Here is a 20,358-nt window from a genome sequence, read left to right as displayed (position 1 = left end):
GGTATGCGATTTGGATTACCGCGCCTCGGCGGATCACGCACCGGACCCATCCGGGGGCGTGTGGGGAGAAGGGTGAGGGAGCGGACAATGGGGATGGGGTTGAGGGGGCGAGTCCTCGCGTTGGCGGTGCTCGTCACCACCACGATGGCGTGTCACGAGGGGAATGAAACCCGCTCGGTGCAGGCCACCGCGGTGGTGGACATGGACGTGCTCGACTTCGGCGAGGTGCCGGTGGGCGAGTGGCGGGAGCGCGAAGTGCGCATCCGCAATGTCGGCTATGTGCCCTTCTTCGCCATCGAGGCACTGGCCATCATCGGCAACCCCTCATACGAGGTGGAGCTGACGGACGGTGGCGGCCGGGTGATGCCCGGTGAGTCGCACCTGGTGAAGGTGCGCTTCCATCCGCTGGCCGAGGGCGTGACGGAGGAGACGGTGTTCGTCTCCACGGACGCCAACCAGGGCGCGCAGGCGCAGGTGCGCGTCACCGGCCTGGGCACGCCGACGCAGATTGGCCTGTTCCCGCCGGTGCTCGACTACGAGACGCTGGAGGTGGACAGCGAGCGCAAGCTGACGGTCACCATCAACAACCCGGTGGACCTGCCGCTGACGCTCGCGGTGCGCGGCGACTGGCCGGACCCCTTCACGCCCGACACGATTACCATTCCGCCCAACTCCACCGTGGAGGTGGGCACGCAGTACCTGCCGCGCGCGCTGGGCAGCATGGACGCGAGGCTGGAGGTCCGCTCGTGCGAGGCGTGCACGCCGTCGGTGGTGGAGCTCAAGGGCAACTCGGTGGCGAGCGCCTTCGTCTTCGACCCGGCGCCCGTGCCGTTCGACCTGATTCCGGTGCACGAGCGCACCCAGTCGTTCACCCGCGCGCGCAACATCACCTGGCGGCCGGTGACGATTTCGCAGCTCATCACCAGCGACCACGCCTTCGTGCCGCTCTCCAAGCCGGAGGGCTCCACGGTGGCGCCGGGCGAGGTGGTGGAGCTGCCCATGGAGTTCGCGGCGCGCTTCTCCGGCCCCAACGTGGGGGACCTCAAGGTGCAGTACGCGTCCGACAAGCCGCGCCAGTCGGAGGTCATCCTGGACGCGCGAGGCGGCCGGCCCACGCTGGCGGTGACGCCCGTGGCGCTGGACTTCGGCGAGCTGCCGGTGGGCGGCAAGGTGGAGCAGGTCATCCGCATCACCAACGCGGGCACCAACGGCTCGCTGCGCTTCATGGGCGTGGCGTCCGACGGGGACAGCAACCAGTTCAACGTGGACGTGCCCACGCGCGGCACGCAGCGGCTGCCGTGGGCGTCGGGCGCGTGGCCCACGCTGGAGTCGGGCGGGCTGGAGATTGCCCCGGGCAACGACGCGCTGGAGCTGAAGGTCTACTTCGAGCCGACGGTGGAGGGCAGCTTCCGGGCCCGGCTGCGCGTGCGCTCGGATGACCTGTTCAACGCGGAGCGCGAAATCATCCTCACCGGTCGCTCGCGCACCAGCGGCCCGTGCGTGTACGAGCTGTCGCCGCAGCCGATGATGGACTTTGGCAACGTGGTGCCGGGCCGCGGCGCGGTGCTGGGCTTCCGCTTCAAGAACCCCGGCCGGGCCGAGTGCGCGGTGAAGGACGTGCACCTGTCCAACGACGCGGGCGGCGCGTTCTTCATGCCGGGCGGCCGGCTGACGGGCGGCGTGGTGCTCTACGACACGGCCTTCAGCGCCATGGTGGCCTTCCGGCCGCAGACGGAGGGCGAGTACACGGGTGAGCTCAAGCTCACGGTGAACAACCCCGCGGCGCCCACGGTGACGCTGCCGCTCAAGGGGGTGTCGCGCCAGAGCTGCCTGGTGGCCACGCCGTCCTACGTGGACTTCGGCCCCATCCGCTACGACTGCGCCGCGGCGCCTCGCAAGACGTACATCTCCAACCGGTGCAGCGAGCCGCTCACGGTGACGGGCGCGGACATCGGCCAGGGGACGAGCACGCAGTTCTCGCTGCTGACGCCCATCCCCCAGCCGCGCACGCTGCAGGCGGGCGAGGGCTTCGAGCTGGAGGTGGACTACTCGCGCACCGTGCTGGGCCAGCACTACTCGCCCCTGTACCTGCGCACCGCGACGGACCCGACGCCCTTCCTGGTGCCGCTGCTCGGCGAGACCAACCACGAGGGCATCCAGGTGGACCGCTACACGCAGGGCACCGACAGCCAGCTGGACGTGCTCTTCGTGGTCTCCAACACGACGACCATGGACCCGTACCAGGAGCGCCTGAAGGCGGCGATTCCGGGCTGGCTCGACTACGCGCGGCAGCAGAACGTGGACGTGCGCATGGGCGTCACCAGCACGGGCCTGGTGCAGCGCGGGCCGCAGTGCGGCGGCGGGGCCAACGGCGGCGAGGCCGGGCGCCTGTTCCCGGTGGACGGCAACCGGGCGCGCGTGCTGTCCAGCTCCAGCCCCAACGCGGCGGCGGGCCTGCAGGCGAACATCGACGTGGGCCTGTGCCACAACCTGGTGCAGGGCCTGGAGACGATGCGGCAGGCCCTGTCGGCGCCCCTGTCCGAGCAGACGGATGACCCGCGCACCGCTCAGCCCAACGACGGCAACTGGGGCTTCACGCGGCCGGCGGCGCGCATGGCGGTGGTGGTGCTGGCGGACGAGGACGACAACTCGGGCTTCGCGCCGGACAGCTACATCCAGTTCCTCCAGACGCTGAAGGGCACGGGCATGTCGCACCGCAGCCAGCTGTACGCGCTGGTGCCCACCGACGGCCGCTGCACCACGGCGGGCAGTGACGCGGACCGCTTCGTGGAGGTGGCGCGCGGCACGGGTGGCCGGGCGGAGTCCATCTGCGAGGGCAACTACCGGCCGCTGCTCGACTCGGTCATCCAGCGCGCTGGCGATTTGCAGGCGGACTTCCCGCTGACGACCACGCCCACGGGCCAGGCGGAGATGTCCGTGTACGTGCAGGGCCAGCAGGTGCCGGAGAGCCAGTGGACGTACGACGGGGCGACCAACTCCATCGTCTTCGGCGGCGCGGCGGTGCCTCGTCCCGGGCAGGCGGTGGAGGTGCGCTACCGCAGCGTGTGCAAGGCGCCGCCCACCTCGAGCCCCTGAGTAAGGGGGGCCCCACGTCCTCCGGGAGGTGGGGCCTTTCGCGTGGCGGGGAAATGACGCGCCGCGGGCTTCCTCAGCTGGCCCCGGCGCGGCTATCGTGGCGTCGACGTGGAGACATTCGGCCGCTACGAGCTGCTCCGGAAGATCGCCATCGGCGGCATGGGCGCCGTCTATCTGGCCCGGCAGAAGGGGCCGGTGGGCTTCCAGAAGCTGCTGGTGGTGAAGCGGCTGCTGCCCCACCTGTCCGAGGACGATGAGTTCATCGAGATGTTCCTGGACGAGGGGCGCATCGCGGCGCACCTGAACCACCCGAACATCGCCCAGATTTATGATTTGGGTGACGTGGACGGGCAGTACTTCATCGCCATGGAGTACGTGCACGGCGAGGCGGTGGGGCCGCTGGGACTCAGGGCGCAGCAACGCAAGCTGACGATTCCCCTGGGGCTCAAGTGCCGCATCATCGCGGACGCGGCGGCGGGGCTGGATGCGGCGCACAACGCGCGCAGCCCGTCGGGGCGCAAGCTGGCGTTGATCCACCGGGACGTGTCGCCGCAGAACGTGCTCGTCGGCTACAACGGCGGGGTCAAGCTCATCGACTTCGGGGTGGCCAAGGCGTCGGGGAAGTTCTCCCAGACGGTGGTGGGCACCATCAAGGGCAAGCACGCGTACATGTCCCCGGAGCAGGCGCGGGGCGAGCCGTTGGACCACCGCTCCGACATCTTCGGACTGGGGACGGTGTTCTACGAGCTGCTGACGCACCAGCGGCTGTTCAAGCGCGACACGGAGATCGCCACGCTCAAGGCGGTGGTGGGGACGAAGATTGTCCCTCCGTCCGAGGTGATGCCGGACATCCCGAAGGCGCTGGACGCCATCGTGCTCAAGGCGCTGGCGCGCAAGCGCGAGGAGCGCTTCGCGTCGGCGGGCGAGGTGCAGCTCGCGCTGGATGAGTTCCTGGTGCAGCAGAAGCTGCACGCGACGCCCGCGCACCTCGCGGCGTTCATGCAGGACACGTATTCGGAGGAGCTGGAGGAGGAGCGGCTCGCGGCCGAGCCCACCGTCATCCACTACGACCCGAGGCTCGCGGCCCGTCAGCAGGCGGCCGCGGCCGCAGCGGCCGCGGGTGACACGGCGGGCTCCGGCCAGCGGCCCACGGCGCGTCCGACGCCCGCGGGGACGCCGGCGCGCAAGCCTGGAGGCTCCTCGGCCTCGGCGCCAGCGATGGTGAAGGACCCGGGCGGTGTGTCCGCGTCGTCCACCTCGCCCATGGCGCCCGCCCGGCGCGCGCCCACGGGGTCCTCCGCGGCTGCGGCGCCGGTGGCCGGACGAAGCGGGACGAGTGGTGGCTCGGCGGCGCCCACGCGAAGCGGTGGCTCGACCTCGTCCGCCGCGCCGATGCCCGCCAAGGGAGGCACCGGCTCCGGCAAGGCGCCCTCACCGCCTCCGGGCAGGACAGCGGGCTCGGCGCCCAAGCGCGTGCCCACGCGGACTCCCGAGCCTCCCGAGGAACCCGAGGAGCCGTAGCCCCGGCACCCTCGCGTTCGGCTCGACCTCAGTCGACATAGAACTCGGTGTGGAGGTCGTGGACGCGGCCGTCACGGAAACACACCAGACGCATGCGGTAGTGAGTATCCCCAGGTGAGTGGGAGTAGCTCCAATACACTTCATCCAGGTCGACATCCCGAGGCGTCCACGTCTTCAGCGGCCCGCCCACGAGCCGCTCGACCTCGGCCTCGGTCATCCCCCGGCGAATCCGCCAGAACTTGAAGGCCGAATAGCCGGGCGCGAAGACGGTGTCCTCCCTGAAGGCGAGCGAGGCCAGCTCCCCCAGGTATCCGTCGAGCGGACGGAACACGTAGAGACACAGCAACGCACTGGCCACGACCGCGAGGACGCGGGCCCACCTCGAGGTGCTCGCAGTCCGAGGTGCTGGTGTTTGCATCACATCCCCTGCCCCGCGTCGGAACGACCTCCCACGCCCCCCGGGACACCGCGACCTCGTGTCCCGGAGGCGCGGTGACTCACTTGCTGCGGCCGTCGTACTGGAACGTCTTCACCGTGTTCAGGTCGACGCCGTCCAGGCAGCGCACGTTGATGGCCGCCATCTCGGAGCCGTCCGGGCCCTTGCCGCGCGCGAAGGAGCGCACGCCGCACTTCGAGCAGAACAGGTGGTGGATGATGTTCTGGTTGAACTGGTAGTCCGTCAGGACGCTCTCGCCCGAGCGCAGCGTGAACTGCGACACCGGCGTGAAGCTCAGCATCGTCCCCGTCTTCTGACAGATGGAACAGTTGCACTGGATGGCCGGCTGGGACAGGTCCAGCTTCACCTCGTAGCGCACCTGCCCGCAGTGACAGCCGCCCTCATAGCTCTTGAGCTCGCTCATGCGCGGCATCCTGCATGCGCTCGCACGGACGTCCACGCGAAAACGCGCGCCGCGTCGCGGCATGCGGCCCACCCCACGCCAGGCGCTACAGGCTCGCGAGCGCCACGCGGTACAGCGCGCGGTAGCCCATGCGCGGCGCGGGCTCGAAGCGCTCCGCGTTGAAGATGTCCTTGAGCAGCGCCACGCCTTCGGGCGACGACTGCAGGCCCTGCAGCGTCGTCTCCAGCGCCGTCACCAGCTGCGGCTGCAGCCCCATGGCCACCGGCACGCCGTCGTTGGGCGCCTCGTCCGTGTACGCGATGAGCTCGAAGCGGCGCCCCGCGCCCGCCCCCAGCACATCCTCCACGCCCGTCGTGTACGTCAGCCCCGTGGAGGCCGGCGGACAGAACACGCTCGTCACGTCCGCCTTGCCGTCCAGCACCGACTCCAGCGCGCCCCGGTACGAGCCCGTGAAGTGCTGCGCGAAGAAGGCCCGCGCCGGCTCCAGGCCCTGCGCCTTCAGGTACGCGGTGGGGAGCAGGAACCCCGCCACCGAATCCCGGTCCACCCACGCCGCCGTGGCGCCCTTGAGCCGGTCCACCGACAGCCCCGCCCCCGCCCGACACACCAGCGCCGAGCGGTAGGACGACATGCCCCGGCGCACCCCGCGCACCACCACCCGCACCCCCATGGCCTCCATCCGCGCGCACACGAAGGGAGGCGCCCACGCCGCGTCCGCGCGCCCGGAGAGCAGGTCCTTGGCGAGCGTCTCGTAGCTGGACGCGACGCTCACCTCCACCAGCTTGCCCATGGCCCGCTGGAGGAAGGCCGCCAGCCGGTCCGCGCGCTCCCGCGCCGTTTCACTGCCCAATGACGGCGGCAGTCCGAAGCGGAACGAGTGTCGGGTCGCGGAAGGGACTTGAAGGGTCATGACCGCCCCCTGATTACCCCTCCCTGCCCAGTCGCGCCACTTCGTCGTCGGCCAGACCGAACGTCGCCTGGAGCAGGTCCAGGATTCGCTGCTCCGGCAGGCTGGGCTCCCCGCCCGCGTGGGCAATCTTCGTGGCCAGCCGGAAGGCCTTCAGCCGCTGGGTGTGCGTCGTCAGGCCGTGGGCCAGCACCTGGAGCCGCTGGGGCAGCCCCTCCGCGGACAGGGCCGACACCGCCTCGCTCACGAAGCTCTGCGCGCGCTCCGGGCTGACGTTCTCGAACAGGGGGTCCGCCGCGAAGCTCTCCACCAGCGCCCGGGCCTCGGCCTCCTTCAGCCGCCCGTCCGCCGCGCTCACCAGCACCATCACCTCCGCGAACAGCCGCTCCAGCGGCTCGCCCAGCGCCTCCGCCAGGCTGCCGCCGTTCTCGATGACGTCGATGATCTGCGCCACCTCGTCCTCGGAGATGCCCAGCGCGGCCTGGAACGTCTTCAAGAGCCCCAGCTCCGTGCGCGTGGCCCGCTGGTCCGCCAGCGCCACCGCCGCCGCCAGCCCGAAGGCCAGCATCCGGTTCTTGTGGTCCGGCAGCCGCCGCCGCAACGACGCCAGCACGTCCTCCAAATCGCGGGCCTCCGACAGCCGGGCCGCGCTGGACTCCACCAGCGCGTTGAGCTCCTCCGGACGCGTGCCCTCGAACTCCGGCCGCTCCAGCACGCGGCTGATCAACGTCTGCATCTCCCGCTGAGAGACACGGCCGTCCGCCATCGCCGCCAGCAACATCACCTCCACCAGCGCGGCGTTGCGTTCCTTGCGCGCGCTCACTGCCTGCTCTCGAGCCATGGGCTGGCTCCCCCTTGCGTGTCCTGCGTGTCTTGAGTGGGCGCCCCCGACTCGGCCCCGCCGGCGTTGAGCGGGTCCGGGTTGAGCGTCCGGTCCATCAGGTGCGACGGTCGCACGTTGGCCATCGCGTTGAGCACGCTCTGGCGGACGTTGGGAATCTCCTTGCCCAGCTCCTCCATCAGCTTCTGCATCCGCTTGCGCTGCAGGTTCTCCTGCGTGCCGCACAAGTCACAGGGGATGATGGGGAAGGCCTTCAGCTCCGCGAACTTCGCGATGTCCTTCTCCGGCGCGTAGCACAACGGCCGGATGACCACGTTGCGCCCGTCGTCGCTCTTGAGCAGCGGCGGCATCGCCTTGATGGAGCCGGCGAAGAACAGGTTCAGCAGGAGCGTGTGGATGAGGTCGTCGCGGTGGTGGCCCAGGGCAATCTTGTTGCACCCCAGCTCCACCGCCGCCGTGTAGAGGATGCCCCGGCGCATGCGCGAGCAGACCGCGCACTGCGTCTTCCCCGGCGGGGTCTTCTCCAGGACGATGCTGTACGTGTCCTCCTTGAGCAGCTTGTACGCGTAGCCCTCGCGCTGGAAGTACTCCTCCAGGATGTGCCCGGGGAATCCCGGGTGTCCCTGGTCCAGGTTCACCGCGAGCAGGTCGAACTTCACCGGCGCGCGGCGCTGCAGCTCCCGGAGCAGGTAGAGCATGGTGTAGGAGTCCTTGCCTCCGGACACACCCACCATGATGCGGTCCCCGTCCTCGATGAGGCGGTGGTCCGCGATGGCCCGGCCCATGTGGCCAAGCAGACTCTTCTCCAGGCGCTGGACGTCATTCATCGGCGTGGCCATCCTAGCGGCGGCCCGGGAAAAAACACGTCATTCAGGCGGTCCGGTCCGCTAGCCTGCTCAGCTCGATGCCTACCTACCCGCAGGGTGACGTGGACGTGGTGGATGCCGCAGGGGCCCAAAGCGCCCTCCAGAAGCTGGAGGCGGCGCGTGAGCTGGCCGTGGACCTGGAGGCCGACTCCATGCACGCCTTCCGCGCCCGGCTGTGCTTCCTCCAGGTGGCCACGGACCTGGACGTCTTCCTCTTCGACACGCTCCAGCCCGACGTGGAGGCCCGGCTGCTCGCCCCGCTGCTGGCCGACCCGGAGCGCACCAAGTACTTCCACGCGGCGCAGGGCGACCTGCAGTTCCTCGCGGAGGCGGGCGTGCGCGTGCGGGGCCTGTTCGACACGCACCGCGCCGCGACGCTGCTGGGCTGGCCCAAGGTGGGCCTGGCGGACGTGGCCCGCGAGAAGCTGGGCGTGGAGCTTCCCAAGGAGCACCAGCAGTCGGACTTCTCGCTGCGCCCGCTGCCCCCAGGCATGCATACCTACATCGCCAACGACGTGCGCTACCTGTGCGAATTGGGCCGGCAGGTGCGGCAGGCGTGCATCGACGCGGACATCCTGGAAGAGGTGACGCTCGACTGCGAGCGGCTGTGTGACGAGGCCGTCGCCCGACCCGACGTGGGCGCGGACTTCAAGCCCAAGCTGCCGCGCACCGGGCTGTCCCCCGCGCAGTTCACCCTGGCGAACGCGATTGCGCACGCGCTGCACAAGAAGCGGCTGGAGTGGGCGGAGCAGGAGAACGTGCCCATGGGGCGCATGCTCTCCAACATGGCGCTGGCGGACATCGCCACGCGGCTGCCCTCCACGCCCAAGGACCTGGCGCGCGCGGCCGGCGTGCGGGGCGTCTTCGTGCGGGCCCATGGCGACGAGGTGCTCGCCATCGTCCGCGAGCAGCGCGAGAAGTCGCAGAAGGGCGAGCTGGCGCCGGAGCGCGAGAACAAGGGCCCCAAGGACTCCAACCGCCGCAAGCGCGAGGACGCGCTCAAGGCGTTCCGCGTGGAGAAGGCCACCGAGCGCAAGGTGACGCCGAGCGTGGTGCTCACCAACCCGCTGATGGACGCGCTGCTCAGCCAGCCTCCCACGAACCTGGAGGAGCTCGCCCGGGTGCCCTACCTCGGCGAGAAGCGGCTGAAGCTGTACGGCCCCGCCCTCATCGAGCTGCTCGCCGCCTTCCCCGTGCAGGGCGGCTGACGCACCGCGCGTTCGCTCCGAGGGGCGCGTCACCCGCGACCCCCATCGAGGCGCTACCGTCCCTGTCGCGGCGGTGATGGAATGGACACCATCACGCGTCGCATGTGTCGGACGGGACGGAGCTCCTCGATGCGGTTGGGACACCTTGGCGCCATCCTCGGACTCTGGCTGACGCTCCTCCTCGTGGGGTGCCTGGGGCGCTCACGCGACGCGGCGCCCACGCCGATGCCTCGCCCTCGCGTCGTGCCCGCGCCCGTGGAGACGCCCCAAGCGCTCGTGCCACCCGGGCTGCGCCTGGAGGCCGGCGTGCGTCCCACGCGGCAGTCGGTGACGTTGGAGCTGGACCCGCGTCAGGAGACGTTCCGCGGCGAGGTGGACGTGGAGCTGTCCCTGTCGGAGCCCACGCGCGTGCTCTGGCTGCACGGCACCGAGCTGGCGCTGCGGCGCGCGCACGTCCAGACGGCGGATGCGCGCGTGCCGGTGGAGGCGATGCCGGTGGGCGAGGACCTGCTCGCCTTCGTCGCGCAGGCGCCGCTTCGGCCGGGCACCGTCACGCTGCACGTCGAGTACTCGGGCCGCGCGTACGACAAGGAGGACAGCGGCGTCTTCCGTGAAGAGGAGGAGGGCCGCTGGTACGCGATGACGCAGTTCCAGCCGCTGTACGCGCGGCGCGCCTTCCCCTGCTTCGACGAGCCCGGCTTCAAGATTCCCTGGTCGCTCACCCTGCGCGTGCGCGCGGAGGACGCCGCCTTCTCCAACATGCCCGTGCGTGCCGAGGAGCCAGGGGCCGAGGGCTGGAAGACGGTGCGCTTCCAGACGACGCCGCCATTGCCCACGTACCTGGTGGCCTTCGCGGTGGGGCCCTTCGACGCGGTGGACGCGGGCACGGCGGGCGAGGCGAAGGTGCCGGTGCGCATGCTGGTGCCCCGTGGGCGGGGAGCGGAGGCCGCGTACGCCGCGTCCGTGACCGCGCCGCTGCTCGCCCATCTGGAGGAGTGGTTCGGCTCGCCCTATCCGTACTCGAAGCTCGATGTGCTCGCGGTGCCGGGGCTCGTGGGCGGCGCCATGGAGCACCCGGGCCTCATCACCTTCGGCGCGCCGCTGATGCTCCGCACGCCGGAGACGGACACGCTGTGGCGACAGCGCGGCTTCGCCGAGACGCAGGCGCACGAGCTGGCGCACCAGTGGTTCGGCAACCTGGTCACGCCCGCGTGGTGGGACGACCTGTGGCTCAACGAGTCCTTCGCGGACTGGCTCGCCTTCAAGATGGTGAAGCGCTGGCAGCCCGGGTGGCGCGCGGACGTGCGCCGCGTGGAGGCGCGCGGGCAGGCGATGCAGGAGGACTGGCTCGTCACCGCGCGCAGCATCCGCCAGCCGATTGAGTCACCCGGCGACATCCACGGCGCGTTCGACGGCATCACCTACGGCAAGGGCGCCGCGGTGCTCGCGATGTTCGAGTCGTGGGTGGGACAGGACGCGTTCCAGCGCGGCGTGCGGCACTACCTGCGCGCCCACGCGCGCGGCACCGCCACCACGGAGGACTTCTTCCAAGCGCTGTCGCTCGAGGCCGGGCAGGACGTGGCGCCAGCGTTCTCCACCTTCCTGGACCAGCCCGGCGTGCCCCTGGTGGCGATGACGCTCCAGTGCCCCAAGGACGGCGCGCCCCGGCTCGCGCTGGAGCAGAAGCGCTACCTGCCCCTCGGCGCGAAGGACACCTCCGGGACGCGGGATTGGCGCGTGCCGCTGTGCGTGCGCTACGCGGTGGGCCAGAAGGAGGGCCGCGCATGCACGGTGCTCACCGGCGCCCGTGACACCCTGGCGCTGCCCGAGGCGAAGGGCTGCCCGGACTGGGTGCACCCCAACGCGGACGCGCGCGGCTACTACCACGCGCTCCTGCGGGGGGACGGGCTGGAGAAGCTCGCGCGACGCGGCGGCGCGCGCCTCACCGTCCCCGAGCGACTGGTGCTGATGGCGGACGCGCGGGCGCTCGTCGGCAGCGGCGAGCTGGACGTCGGCCAGGCGCTCACGCTGGTGGCGCGGCTGGGCGAGGGCGACGCGGAGCTGGTCAGCAGCGCGGCGGAGGTGGTGGACAGCGTGCATCGGGACCTGGTGCCGGACTCGCTGCGCTCGCACCGGGCGCGCTTCGTGCGCGGGCTCTTCGGCGGACGCGCGCGCGCGGTGGGCTTCGTGTCGCGCCCCGGGGAGAGTGAAGAGACGCGGCTGATGCGCCCTTCCCTGCTCTCGATGGCGACGACCGAGGGCGAGGACCCGAGGCTGCGCGCCGAGGCGCGCCGACTCACGCTGCGCTGGCTCCAGGACCGGAGCACGCTCGCGCCCGAGGACCGGGCCACCGTCCTCAACGCGGCCGCCGCGGCGGGTGACGCCGAGCTGCACGAGCGCCTGCGCGCGGCCGCGCGCACCGCCACCGACGAGGAGCGCCGGCTGCTGCTCGCCACGCTCGGCGGCTTCCGCGACGTGACGCTCGCGAAGAAGAGCCTGGAGCTGCTGCTGGACGCGAAGGTGGACACGCGCGAGGCGCTGGCCATCCTCTTCGGGCTCCTGTCGGAGGCGCCCACGCGCGAGGTGGCCTTCACCTTCCTGCACGAGCACTTCGACGCCCTGCGCGAGCGGCTGCCCCGCGACCTCACCACGTGGCTGCTCGGCGGCGGCGGGTTCTTCTGCGACGCCGCGCACCGCGACGAGGTGGCCCGGGTGTTCGGCCCGCGCGCCCGCGACGTCGAGGGCGGCGAGCGCGTGCTGGCCCAGTCGCTGGAGCGCGTGGACCAGTGCATCGCGCAGCGCGAGGCCCTGCGCCCCGGCCTCACGCGCTTCCTCGCGCGCTACTGACGTCAGCGCTTGCGCGCGAGCATCATCCCGTCACGCACCGTCAGCAGCACCGGCTCCACGCGCGCGTCCGCCACGACCTTCGCGTTGAAGGCCACCATCGCGTGGTCCGACTCCGACTCCGGGCTGAGCACGCGCCCGGACCACAGCACGTTGTCCGCGACCAGGAGCCCGCCCGGACGCACCAGCGGCACCGCCGCGTCCCAATAGGCGCCGTAGTTCCCCTTGTCCGCGTCGATGAAGACGAGGTCGAAAGGACCCCGCAGCGTCTTCAGGGTTTCCAGGGCAGGCCCGAGTCGAAGCTGGATTTTCCGACCCTGCGGACTCCTGGCGAAGAAGGCGCGCGCGATTTCCGCCGTCTCGGGATTGATGTCGCAGGTGATGAGCTCACCGTCGCCCGGGAGCCCCTCCGCCATCATCAGAGCGGAGTATCCCGTGAAGGTCCCGATTTCCAGGACGCGCCTCGCACTCGTGAGGGAGACGAGCATTTTCAGGAAGGCGCCCTCGACGGGGCCCACCTGCATTCCGGGAGAGGTCGTGCGCGACTGGGTGATGTCCTTGAGTTCCTCGAACAGTGGCGCGGGTGCCGCGGTGTGCGCGCGGGCGTACTCCTCGATTTCATTCGGGACGAGCGTGAGCTTCGGCATGGTGAACGTTTAACATCGGGCATCCCATGGCCCACTTCCAGTTGCTCCGCCGCTCGGCGTGCATACCCTGGTGGGCGCAACGGAGGTGCCTGCGATGACGGGAGCGAGACTGGGCGGTGCTCGCGCGGACGTGTCGCGCTGCATCGATGCGAGCCTCCAGTGTCAGGCGTCGTGCGAGGCGGGCATGGCGCGCCTGCTGGCCCAGGGCCAGACGCTGAGCAGCGCCTCCGTGCGCGCGCTGCGGCAGTGCGCGGAGCTGTGCGAGCTCAACGTGCGCGCGCTGCGCAAGGAGAGCCGGCTGGCGCGGCACACCACCAACCTGTGCTTCGAGCTGAGCAACCAGGTGGCCCGCGCGGCCTGGCTGGACGCGGATGACGCCAGCTCGTACTCGCTCGCCCGGGACGCGCTGCGGCTCGCCCGCTCGTGCCGCCCGCTGCTGTTCTCGTTCTGAGCCGCGATACATCCGCCGGAGCCCGCGCTAGGCTCGGCGTCAGATGAATTGCATCTACAACCCGACCATCAACTTCCTCCTCATCCTCGGGCTGGTGTTCTCCGCCCTCCCCGCGCGTGGCCAGACCGCCGCCGCGCCCCCGGTGTCCGCCGAGCGGCTGGTGGGCACCTGGGGCGCTGAGCGGGTCCTCGGTCCCCAGGTCCGGGGTGAATTGACGCTGACGCGCGAGGCAGACACGTGGCGCGCGCGCATCGCCGGCTTCGAGGCTCCGGCGCGCGTGGAGGGCACCCAGGTCTCCGTCGTCCTGCCGGGCGGACAGGGCGAGCTGCGCGCCACGCGCTCGAAGGACGGCAAGCGCATCCGGGGCCACTGGATTCAGCCGCGAGTCCAGATGAGCGGCATGAAGTTCGCCTCGCCGGTGGAGCTGCGTGCGCTGCGCGCGGACGTGTGGCGTGGACAGGTGGCGCCGCTGGAGGACCGGTTCTCGCTGTACCTGGTGGTGCGCAAGGAGACCGACGGCACCGTGACGGCGTTCCTGCGCAACCCCGAGCGCAACGTGGGCAACCGGGTGCTGTTCCGCGTGAGCGTCGAGGGCAACACCGTGCGACTGACGCCGACGAAGGGCGGGGCCACGTACCAGGGGACGTTCGACGCGGACTCGGAGCGGCTGTCGCTGCACTACCCGCCCTTCGAGACGACGTTCGACTTCACACGGCGGGAGCGCTCGCAGGCGGTGGGCCTGTACGCGCGCACGCCCGCGCCGGGCCCCTACGTCTACCGGCCTCCTGTCGCCGAGGATGACGGCTGGAAGACGGCGTCACTCGCGGACGTGGGCATGGACGCGCAGCCGCTGCGCGAGCTGGTGCAGCAGATTCTCGACCAGGAGCCGAGCCCCGATTCGGCGCCGGCCATCCAGGGCCTGCTGGTGGCGCGACGCGGGAAGCTGGTGGTCGAGGAGTACTTCCAGGGCTTCGACAAGGAGCGTCCGCATGACCTGCGCTCGGCGGCGAAGACGTACGCCTCCGTGCTGGTGGGCATCGCGCTGGACCAGGGCGCGCCCTTCACCGTCGACACACCCGTCCTCTCGCTGCTCCCCGAGTACCAGGGCAAGGTGGCGCACCTGGATGAGCGCAAGCGCAGGCTCGACGTGGCGCACCTGATGTCGATGTCCACGGGGCTGGCGTGTGACGACGATGACGCGGAGTCACCGGGCAACGAGGACCGGCTCGAGGACTCCGTCCCGGATTGGTACAAGTACACGTTGGATTTGCCCATGGTGTCCGAGCCGGGGACGAAGGGCGTGTACTGCTCGGCGAACATCAATTTGGTGGGCGGCGTGCTGCGCAACACCACGAAGCGGTGGATTCCGGAGTTCTTCACCGAGCACCTCGCCACGCCGCTCCAGATGCGCGACTACCACCTGGACCTGATGCCGGACGGCGAGCAGTACCTGGGCGGCGGCATCTACATGCGCCCGCGCGACGCGCTGAAGCTCGGGCAGCTGTACCTCTCGGGAGGGACGTGGAACGGCCGGCGCGTGGTGAGCAAGCGATGGGTGGAGCAGTCCATCGCGAAGCACGCGACGATGAACGAGAAGCAGACCTACGGCTACACGTGGTGGCGTCACGAGCTGAAGGTCGGAGAGCGCGTGTTCTCCGAGTACGAGGCCTGCGGCAACGGCGGCCAGCTCGTGATGGTCGTCCCCGAGCTGGACCTCGTCGTGATGTTCACCGCGGGCAACTACAACCACGTCGCGCTCTGGCGGAAGTTCCGTGAGGAGCTGCTGCCCAAGTTCATCATGGCCGCGGTGCGCTCCGGGAAGTGAGCGCGCCTCGACTCAGAGCGTGATGCCGTAGAGCGCGCCGTACTTCGAGCGCAGATGCGTGAGGAAATCCGCGTCGGTGAGCCCCTGCCCCGTCACCACGCGCATCCGCTCCTCCGCGGGCAAACGGAAGCCATGCTGGTGCACGCGGTCGCGCAGCCAGTCGCGCAGGGGCAGCATCTTCCCCTGGCGAAGCTGCGCGTCCAGGTCCGGCAGCTCCCGCCTCGCGACGCGGTAGAGCGACGCCGCGTAGAGGTTGCCCAGCGAGTACGTCGGGAAGTACCCCAGCTCGCCCCAGGCCCAGTGGATGTCCTGCAACACGCCCTGCGTGTCATCCGGCGGCGTCACGCCGAGGTAGCGCTCCATGCGCTCGTTCCACGCCGCGGGCACGTCGTCCAGCGGGAGCGCGTCACGCAGGAGCAACAGCTCCAGCTCGTAGCGCACGGCGATGTGCAGGTTGTACGTCACCTCGTCGGACTCGGTGCGGATGAGCGACGGCCGCACCTCGTTCACCGCCGCGAGGAAGTCCTCCAGGTCCACGCCCTTCAGCGCCTCCGGGAAGCTGTCACGCAGCAGCGGGAAGTAGTGCTCCCAGAACGGCCGGCCCCGGCCCACCTGGTTCTCCCACAGCCGCGACTGCGACTCGTGCAGCCCCATCGAGGGAGACGCCGCCAGCGGCGTGCGGTGCAGCTCCGGCGCGAAGCCCTGCTCGAACAGCCCGTGCCCCGCTTCATGGATGGTGCTGAAGATGGCCGACAGCGGGTTCGACTCGTCCACGTGCGTGGTGAGCCGGACGTCGAGCGCATGCGTGCCACCCGTGAACGGATGGATGCTCAAGTCCTGCCGCCCCGCCTCCAGGTCGAAGCCGATGTCCTCGAGCAGCTTCAACGTGAAGCGCCACTGCGCGTCCTTGTCGAAGCGGCGCCCGTCGAACACGGAGCGCGGACGCTTCCCCGTCCCGGTGAGCTTGCCCACCATGGGCACCAGCTGCTCGCGCAGCGCCGTGAGCACCGGCGTCAGCCGGGAGACCCGCATGCCCGGCTCGTACCCCTCCAGCAGGGCGTCATACCGCTCACCGTCATGTCCGTAGGCGTCCGCCTGCTCGCGGCGCAGCGACAACAGCCGCTGGAGCGCGGGCTGGAACCGGGCGAAGCGGCGCTCCTTGCGGGCCTCCCGCCAGGCGTGGAGGCCATGGCTCTGGGCCTCGGCCAGGGCGCGCACCAGGGCGGCGGGCACGCGCACCTCGCGCTCCCGTTCCCGCTGGAGCACGGCCACCATGGCCTGCTCGTCCTGGGTCAGCCCAGGCTCCACGGAGGCCTTGGAGAGGGCCTCTCCCAGCCTCGGGTCCACCAGGCGCTCGTGGTGGAGCCCCTGGAGGGTGGAGAGCTGCTGGGCGCGGGCCGGACCCGCCTTGGAGGGCAGGTACGTCTCCTGGTCCCACGTGGCGAGGCCGATGAGCCCCTGGAGGTCCTTCAGCTCCTGCATCCGGGAGAGCAGCCAGGTATCCATGGGGACTCTATAGCGCGCCTCACCCCGGACTTCCGCCCCGGAGGACACAAGGGTATGAGGGCCCGGCAATGGCCAATGTCCTCCAGTTCTTCATGACCCCCGACGACGAGCTCGCCTTCTTCCGCTACCTGGAGCGCTTCGTGCTGGAGGTGTACCCCCGCCGCGTCCCGGAGGACTGGGTGACGTTCCGCGCCCACCAGGACCACATGGACCGGCTGCCCCAGGAGGACCTGTACCTGGTGGCCAGCGAGATTGGCCCCGCCATCGTCGACAAGGTGAAGCGCGGCCCGGACAAGGGCAGCTGGCGCGTGGACGAGGTGCGCTCCCCCGTCATCTTCATGGAGCGCTGCCGCACCAACGAGGAGGGAGAGCTGGTCTCCGGCAAGCTCTGGGCGGAGCTGGACATCACCGCGCAGACGGGCCGCAAGAACGCGGCCCCGGACCGCTTCCGGGGCCTGTTCCTCGAAATCGAGGAGCACGTGAAGAAGACGTACCGCCGGGGCCAGCCGAAGGACTTCTTCGTCGGCCCCAAGGCGGCCCGCCTCTACAAGGAGGGCCTGGTCCTTCGCGACTCCCAGTTCCGCGGCGGCACGGTCAACGTCTACAAGTAGCCGCCCGCCGCGCGGGGAGCCTCAGCTCCCCGTGTTGAGCGCCAGCGCCTTGCGCAGCTGCGGGGCCTCGTTGAGGAACTTCAGGTCCGGGTGCTTGTCCTCGGCGTGCTGGAGCGCCCAGTCGTCGCGGAAGAGGACCAGCGGCAGCCCGTCGCGGTCCTGCACCGTCTGACGGTTGCCCTCCCAGTCGAAGGACTTGGGGTCGAAGTTGGGCCCCACCACCCAGCGCGCGTGGCTGAAGGGCAGCCGGTCCAGGGCGATCTTCGCCCCGTACTCGTGCTCCAGCCGGTACTGGAGGACCTCGAACTGGAGCGCGCCGACCACGCCGACAATCGGGTCCTTCATGCCCATGGCCAGCTGCTGGAAGATTTGGACCGTGCCCTCTTCCGACAGCTGCTCCAGGCCCTTCTCCATCTGCTTGCGGCGCAGCGGGTCCTTGGAGCGCACCACGGCGAAGTACTCGGGGCTGAAGCGCGGCACGCCCTCGAACTCCACGTCCGTGCCCTCGGCGAGCGTGTCGCCGATGCGGTACTGCCCCGGGTCGAACAGGCCGATGACGTCCCCGGGCCAGGCGTCCTCAATCGCGGTGCGCTCGGCGGCCATGAACTGGCTGGGCTTGGCCAGGCGCACCTCCTTGCCCAGGCGCGAGTGGTACGCGTTCATGCCCTTGACGTAGCGGCCGCTCACCACGCGCATGAAGGCGATGCGGTCGCGGTGCGCGGGGTCCATGTTCGCCTGAATCTTGAAGACGAAGCCCGCGAACCTGGGGTTGTTCGGCTCGCGCGGGCCGTTCGTCGTCGGGCGAGAGGTGGGCGCGGGCGCCAGGTCCAGGAACGCGTCGAGGAACGGGCGCACGCCGAAGTTCGTCATCGCGCTGCCGAAGAACATGGGCGTCAACTGCCCCGCGTCGCTCTTCTCGCGGGTGAACTCGTCCCCGCCGATGTCGAGCAGCTCGATGTCCTCGTGCAGCTTCGCCAGCTCCGCCTCGGTGAGCACCGTCTTGATTTCATCCGAGTCGATGGAGACCGAGCGCTCGGCGACCTCCGACTCGCCGTGGGAGCCCTCCGCGGAGAAGACGTGGACCACGCGGGCCTGCCGGTCGTAGACGCCGCGGAACTCCGGCCCCATGCCGATGGGCCAGTTCATCGGGTACGAGCGGATGCCGAGCACCTGCTCCAGCTCGTTCATCAGCTCGAGCGGCTCGCGGCCGTAGCGGTCCAGCTTGTTGACGAAGGTGAAGATGGGGATGCCGCGCATGCGGCAGACCTTGAAGAGCTTCTTGGTCTGCGGCTCGACGCCCTTGGCGGCGTCGATGAGCATCACCGCCGAGTCCGCCGCGGCCAGCGTGCGGTAGGTGTCCTCGGAGAAGTCCTGGTGGCCCGGGGTGTCCAGCAGGTTGACCGCGTGGTCCCGGTAGGAGAACTGGAGGACGGACGAGGTGACGGAGATGCCGCGCTCCTTCTCCAGCTCCATCCAGTCGCTGGTGGCGTGGCGCCTCGCGCGCTTGGCCTTGACGCTGCCGGCCAGGTGGATGGCGCCGCCGTAGAGCAAGAGCTTCTCGGTGAGCGTGGTCTTGCCCGCGTCGGGGTGGGAGATGATCGCGAAGGTGCGCCGCCGGGCGACCTCCCTGTCGAGCTCGTTCGTCATGACCCGAGGCCAACTACCACGGGCCGTGTTTCCTTGCAGCCAGCAAGGAGCCCCTGGCGGTCCGCCCGACGCCCGTGGGAGGGTCCGCCCACCCTTTCTCGCCCCTGGAGGCGGCCATGCAGCGGACCCACCACTCGACAGGTACTCCCTGGGAGCCCCGCGTGGGCTACTCGCGCGCGGTGCGCGTGGGCCCCTTCGTCTCCGTCTCCGGCACCACCGCCACGGACGCCCAGGGCCAGGTGGTGGGCCCCGGGGACGCCTACCTCCAGGCCACGCAGACCCTGCGCAACATCGAGGCCGCGCTGAAGGCCGTGGGCGCCAGCCTGAAGGACGTGGTGCGCACGCGCATGTACGTCACGGACATCTCCCGCTGGGAGGAGGTGGGCCGCGCCCACGGGGAGTTCTTCGCCGCCATCCGCCCCGCCACGTCGATGGTGGAGGTGAGCAAGCTCATCGACCCGGCGATGCTGGTGGAGATTGAAGCGGACGCCGTCGTGGCGGACGCGCCGGCTCCGACGCCCTGAGGAGCGGGCGCTCCTCTGTCCGCCCGGTGTCCCGGGTCGGGGTGGCCGCCTGGGACGCGACGCTCCAAGTTGGAGGGAGCCATGGGCGTCGAATGGAAGGACAACATCAGCCTCGCGGACGCGCTGGAGCGCGTGGCGGACCTGCTCGAGCAGCAGGACGCCATGCCCTTCCGGGTATCGGCCTACCGCAAGGCGGCGGCGACGGTGGGGAAGTGGCCGGACTCCGTGGCGGAGCTGCTCGCGTCCAAGGGCGAGGCGGGGCTCAGGGAGCTGCCCGGGGTGGGCAAGAGCATCGCGGCCTCCATCGCGGAGCTGGTGCGCACCGGGCACCTGGGGCTGTTGCAGCGCCTGGAGGACGAGTCCTCTCCCGAGCAGCTGCTCGCCAGCGTGCCGGGCATCGGGCCGGAGCTCGCGCGGCGCATCCATGAGGAGCTGGGGGTGCGCTCGCTCGAGGAGCTGGAGCAGGCGGCGCACGACGGACACCTGGAGGCGGTGGAGGGCTTCGGTCCTCGTCGCGGGCAGCAGGTGCGCGACCTGCTGGCGGCGCGGCTGGGCCGCAACCGGCGCGGGCTGGCGCGCAAGCAGGAGCAACGGGAGGAAGGCGGTCCCCAGCCGGACGTCGGGCTGCTGCTCCAGGTGGACGAGGAGTACCGCCGGCGCGCGGAGGCCGGCGAGCTGCGCACCATCGCGCCCCGGCGCTTCAACCCCACGGGCGAGGCGTGGCTGCCGGTGCTGCGGCGCAAAGTGGACGGGTGGAGCGTGCGCGCGCTGTTCTCCAACACGGCGCTCGCGCACCAGCAGGACGCGACGCGCGAGTGGGTGGTGCTCTACTTCGACAAGGACGGCGACGAGGGCCAGTGCACCGTCGTCACCGCGCACGGCGGGCCGCTGGATGGACGGCGCGTCGTGCGGGGCCGCGAGGTGGAGTGTCTGGCCTACTACGGCGTGGAGTCCGAGGAGACGGAGGCGCCGCCTCCCGGCGCGTGAGCGCGGCCCTCCACGCC

General features: G+C 70.7%; 17 protein-coding genes. 9 read left to right on the top strand and 8 right to left on the bottom strand.

Going from position 1 to position 20,358, the window contains the following annotated elements:
* Window positions 1-87 precede the first annotated feature (87 nt).
* Window positions 88-3,096 (top strand): choice-of-anchor D domain-containing protein, encoded by a 3,009-nt coding sequence (locus tag K8625_RS01615; protein WP_223782048.1) that lies wholly within the window; start codon window positions 88-90, stop codon window positions 3,094-3,096.
* Window positions 3,097-3,204: 108 nt separating this feature from the next.
* The gene (locus tag K8625_RS01610; protein WP_223748453.1) at window positions 3,205-4,617 is read left to right on the top strand and encodes a serine/threonine-protein kinase; all 1,413 of its coding nucleotides are present in this window, start codon (window positions 3,205-3,207) and stop codon (window positions 4,615-4,617) included.
* Between the two features lie 28 nt (window positions 4,618-4,645).
* Here the strand turns inward: K8625_RS01610 and K8625_RS01605 are convergent, their stop codons facing one another.
* The 5 genes from K8625_RS01605 to ttcA all read right to left on the bottom strand — a co-directional run bounded on the left by K8625_RS01605 (window position 4,646) and on the right by ttcA (window position 8,064).
* On the bottom strand, window positions 4,646-4,975 hold the full coding sequence (locus K8625_RS01605; protein ID WP_223748452.1) for a hypothetical protein: 330 nt from the start codon (window positions 4,973-4,975) through the stop codon (window positions 4,646-4,648).
* A 139-nt stretch (window positions 4,976-5,114) separates the two neighbouring features.
* Window positions 5,115-5,477 (bottom strand): GFA family protein, encoded by a 363-nt coding sequence (locus tag K8625_RS01600; protein ID WP_223748451.1) that lies wholly within the window; start codon window positions 5,475-5,477, stop codon window positions 5,115-5,117.
* A gap of 85 nt (window positions 5,478-5,562) precedes the next feature.
* Window positions 5,563-6,387: a phosphate/phosphite/phosphonate ABC transporter substrate-binding protein gene (locus K8625_RS01595; protein WP_223748450.1), complete on the bottom strand. Its 825-nt coding sequence runs from the start codon at window positions 6,385-6,387 to the stop codon at window positions 5,563-5,565.
* Between the two features lie 13 nt (window positions 6,388-6,400).
* Window positions 6,401-7,225, bottom strand: coding sequence for a TerB family tellurite resistance protein (locus K8625_RS01590; protein ID WP_223748449.1), 825 nt, complete (start codon window positions 7,223-7,225; stop codon window positions 6,401-6,403).
* A complete protein-coding gene (ttcA, locus tag K8625_RS01585; RefSeq protein WP_223781645.1) occupies window positions 7,204-8,064 on the bottom strand; it encodes a tRNA 2-thiocytidine(32) synthetase TtcA in 861 nt (286 codons plus the stop codon). Before ttcA ends, K8625_RS01590 begins: the two co-directional genes overlap by 22 nt.
* 65 nt (window positions 8,065-8,129) lie before the next feature.
* On the opposite strand from ttcA, the gene K8625_RS01580 reads away from it, so the two are divergent.
* Complete coding sequence (locus K8625_RS01580; protein ID WP_223781644.1) at window positions 8,130-9,299, top strand: ribonuclease D; 1,170 nt, start codon at window positions 8,130-8,132, stop codon at window positions 9,297-9,299.
* A gap of 129 nt (window positions 9,300-9,428) precedes the next feature.
* A complete protein-coding gene (locus K8625_RS01575) occupies window positions 9,429-12,146 on the top strand; it encodes a M1 family metallopeptidase (RefSeq protein WP_223781643.1) in 2,718 nt (905 codons plus the stop codon).
* Window positions 12,147-12,148: 2 nt separating this feature from the next.
* Here K8625_RS01575 and K8625_RS01570 read toward each other — a convergent pair whose 3' ends face one another.
* Window positions 12,149-12,790, bottom strand: coding sequence for an O-methyltransferase (locus K8625_RS01570; RefSeq protein WP_223781642.1), 642 nt, complete (start codon window positions 12,788-12,790; stop codon window positions 12,149-12,151).
* Between the two features lie 94 nt (window positions 12,791-12,884).
* Here K8625_RS01570 and K8625_RS01565 point away from each other — a divergent pair, with 94 nt between their 5' ends.
* Both K8625_RS01565 and K8625_RS01560 read left to right on the top strand, forming a co-directional pair.
* Entirely contained in the window at window positions 12,885-13,241 is a 357-nt protein-coding gene (locus K8625_RS01565; protein ID WP_046715845.1) for a hypothetical protein, read from the top strand.
* 43 nt (window positions 13,242-13,284) lie between these two features.
* Window positions 13,285-15,066, top strand: a complete 1,782-nt coding sequence (locus K8625_RS01560) for a serine hydrolase (protein ID WP_223781641.1) — start codon at window positions 13,285-13,287, stop codon at window positions 15,064-15,066.
* A gap of 12 nt (window positions 15,067-15,078) precedes the next feature.
* Here K8625_RS01560 and K8625_RS01555 read toward each other — a convergent pair whose 3' ends face one another.
* A complete protein-coding gene (locus K8625_RS01555) occupies window positions 15,079-16,572 on the bottom strand; it encodes a carboxypeptidase M32 (RefSeq protein WP_223781640.1) in 1,494 nt (497 codons plus the stop codon).
* A 68-nt stretch (window positions 16,573-16,640) separates the two neighbouring features.
* Here K8625_RS01555 and K8625_RS01550 point away from each other — a divergent pair, with 68 nt between their 5' ends.
* Window positions 16,641-17,183, top strand: coding sequence for a hypothetical protein (locus K8625_RS01550; RefSeq protein WP_223748442.1), 543 nt, complete (start codon window positions 16,641-16,643; stop codon window positions 17,181-17,183).
* 21 nt (window positions 17,184-17,204) lie between these two features.
* Here the strand turns inward: K8625_RS01550 and K8625_RS01545 are convergent, their stop codons facing one another.
* Window positions 17,205-18,830: a peptide chain release factor 3 gene (locus tag K8625_RS01545; protein ID WP_223781639.1), complete on the bottom strand. Its 1,626-nt coding sequence runs from the start codon at window positions 18,828-18,830 to the stop codon at window positions 17,205-17,207.
* A gap of 116 nt (window positions 18,831-18,946) precedes the next feature.
* Between K8625_RS01545 and K8625_RS01540 the strand changes: the two genes are divergently transcribed.
* Window positions 18,947-19,354: a RidA family protein gene (locus K8625_RS01540; protein WP_223781638.1), complete on the top strand. Its 408-nt coding sequence runs from the start codon at window positions 18,947-18,949 to the stop codon at window positions 19,352-19,354.
* An 81-nt stretch (window positions 19,355-19,435) separates the two neighbouring features.
* A complete protein-coding gene (locus K8625_RS01535) occupies window positions 19,436-20,341 on the top strand; it encodes a helix-hairpin-helix domain-containing protein (protein ID WP_223781637.1) in 906 nt (301 codons plus the stop codon).
* Window positions 20,342-20,358: the final 17 nt, after the last annotated feature.

Source organism: Myxococcus sp. AS-1-15, assembly GCF_020037055.1.
GTDB lineage: Bacteria > Myxococcota > Myxococcia > Myxococcales > Myxococcaceae > Myxococcus > Myxococcus fulvus.
The sequence above is the reverse complement of the archived record's forward strand: the minus strand, read 5'-3'. Positions and strand labels throughout refer to the sequence as shown.

Excerpts from the sequence above, each read along its gene's own strand:
- K8625_RS01615 (WP_223782048.1), top strand. The coding sequence starts at position 88 with ATGGGGATGGGGTTGAGGGGGCGAGTCCTCGCGTTGGCGGTGCTCGTC.
- K8625_RS01600 (WP_223748451.1), bottom strand. The coding sequence starts at position 5,477 with ATGAGCGAGCTCAAGAGCTATGAGGGCGGCTGTCACTGCGGGCAGGTG.
- K8625_RS01595 (WP_223748450.1), bottom strand. The coding sequence starts at position 6,387 with ATGACCCTTCAAGTCCCTTCCGCGACCCGACACTCGTTCCGCTTCGGA.
- K8625_RS01590 (WP_223748449.1), bottom strand. The coding sequence starts at position 7,225 with ATGGCTCGAGAGCAGGCAGTGAGCGCGCGCAAGGAACGCAACGCCGCG.
- ttcA (WP_223781645.1), bottom strand. The coding sequence starts at position 8,064 with ATGGCCACGCCGATGAATGACGTCCAGCGCCTGGAGAAGAGTCTGCTT.
- K8625_RS01580 (WP_223781644.1), top strand. The coding sequence starts at position 8,130 with ATGCCTACCTACCCGCAGGGTGACGTGGACGTGGTGGATGCCGCAGGG.
- K8625_RS01575 (WP_223781643.1), top strand. The coding sequence starts at position 9,429 with ATGCGGTTGGGACACCTTGGCGCCATCCTCGGACTCTGGCTGACGCTC.
- K8625_RS01570 (WP_223781642.1), bottom strand. The coding sequence starts at position 12,790 with ATGCCGAAGCTCACGCTCGTCCCGAATGAAATCGAGGAGTACGCCCGC.
- K8625_RS01565 (WP_046715845.1), top strand. The coding sequence starts at position 12,885 with ATGACGGGAGCGAGACTGGGCGGTGCTCGCGCGGACGTGTCGCGCTGC.
- K8625_RS01560 (WP_223781641.1), top strand. The coding sequence starts at position 13,285 with ATGAATTGCATCTACAACCCGACCATCAACTTCCTCCTCATCCTCGGG.
- K8625_RS01555 (WP_223781640.1), bottom strand. The coding sequence starts at position 16,572 with ATGGATACCTGGCTGCTCTCCCGGATGCAGGAGCTGAAGGACCTCCAG.
- K8625_RS01550 (WP_223748442.1), top strand. The coding sequence starts at position 16,641 with ATGGCCAATGTCCTCCAGTTCTTCATGACCCCCGACGACGAGCTCGCC.
- K8625_RS01545 (WP_223781639.1), bottom strand. The coding sequence starts at position 18,830 with ATGACGAACGAGCTCGACAGGGAGGTCGCCCGGCGGCGCACCTTCGCG.
- K8625_RS01540 (WP_223781638.1), top strand. The coding sequence starts at position 18,947 with ATGCAGCGGACCCACCACTCGACAGGTACTCCCTGGGAGCCCCGCGTG.
- K8625_RS01535 (WP_223781637.1), top strand. The coding sequence starts at position 19,436 with ATGGGCGTCGAATGGAAGGACAACATCAGCCTCGCGGACGCGCTGGAG.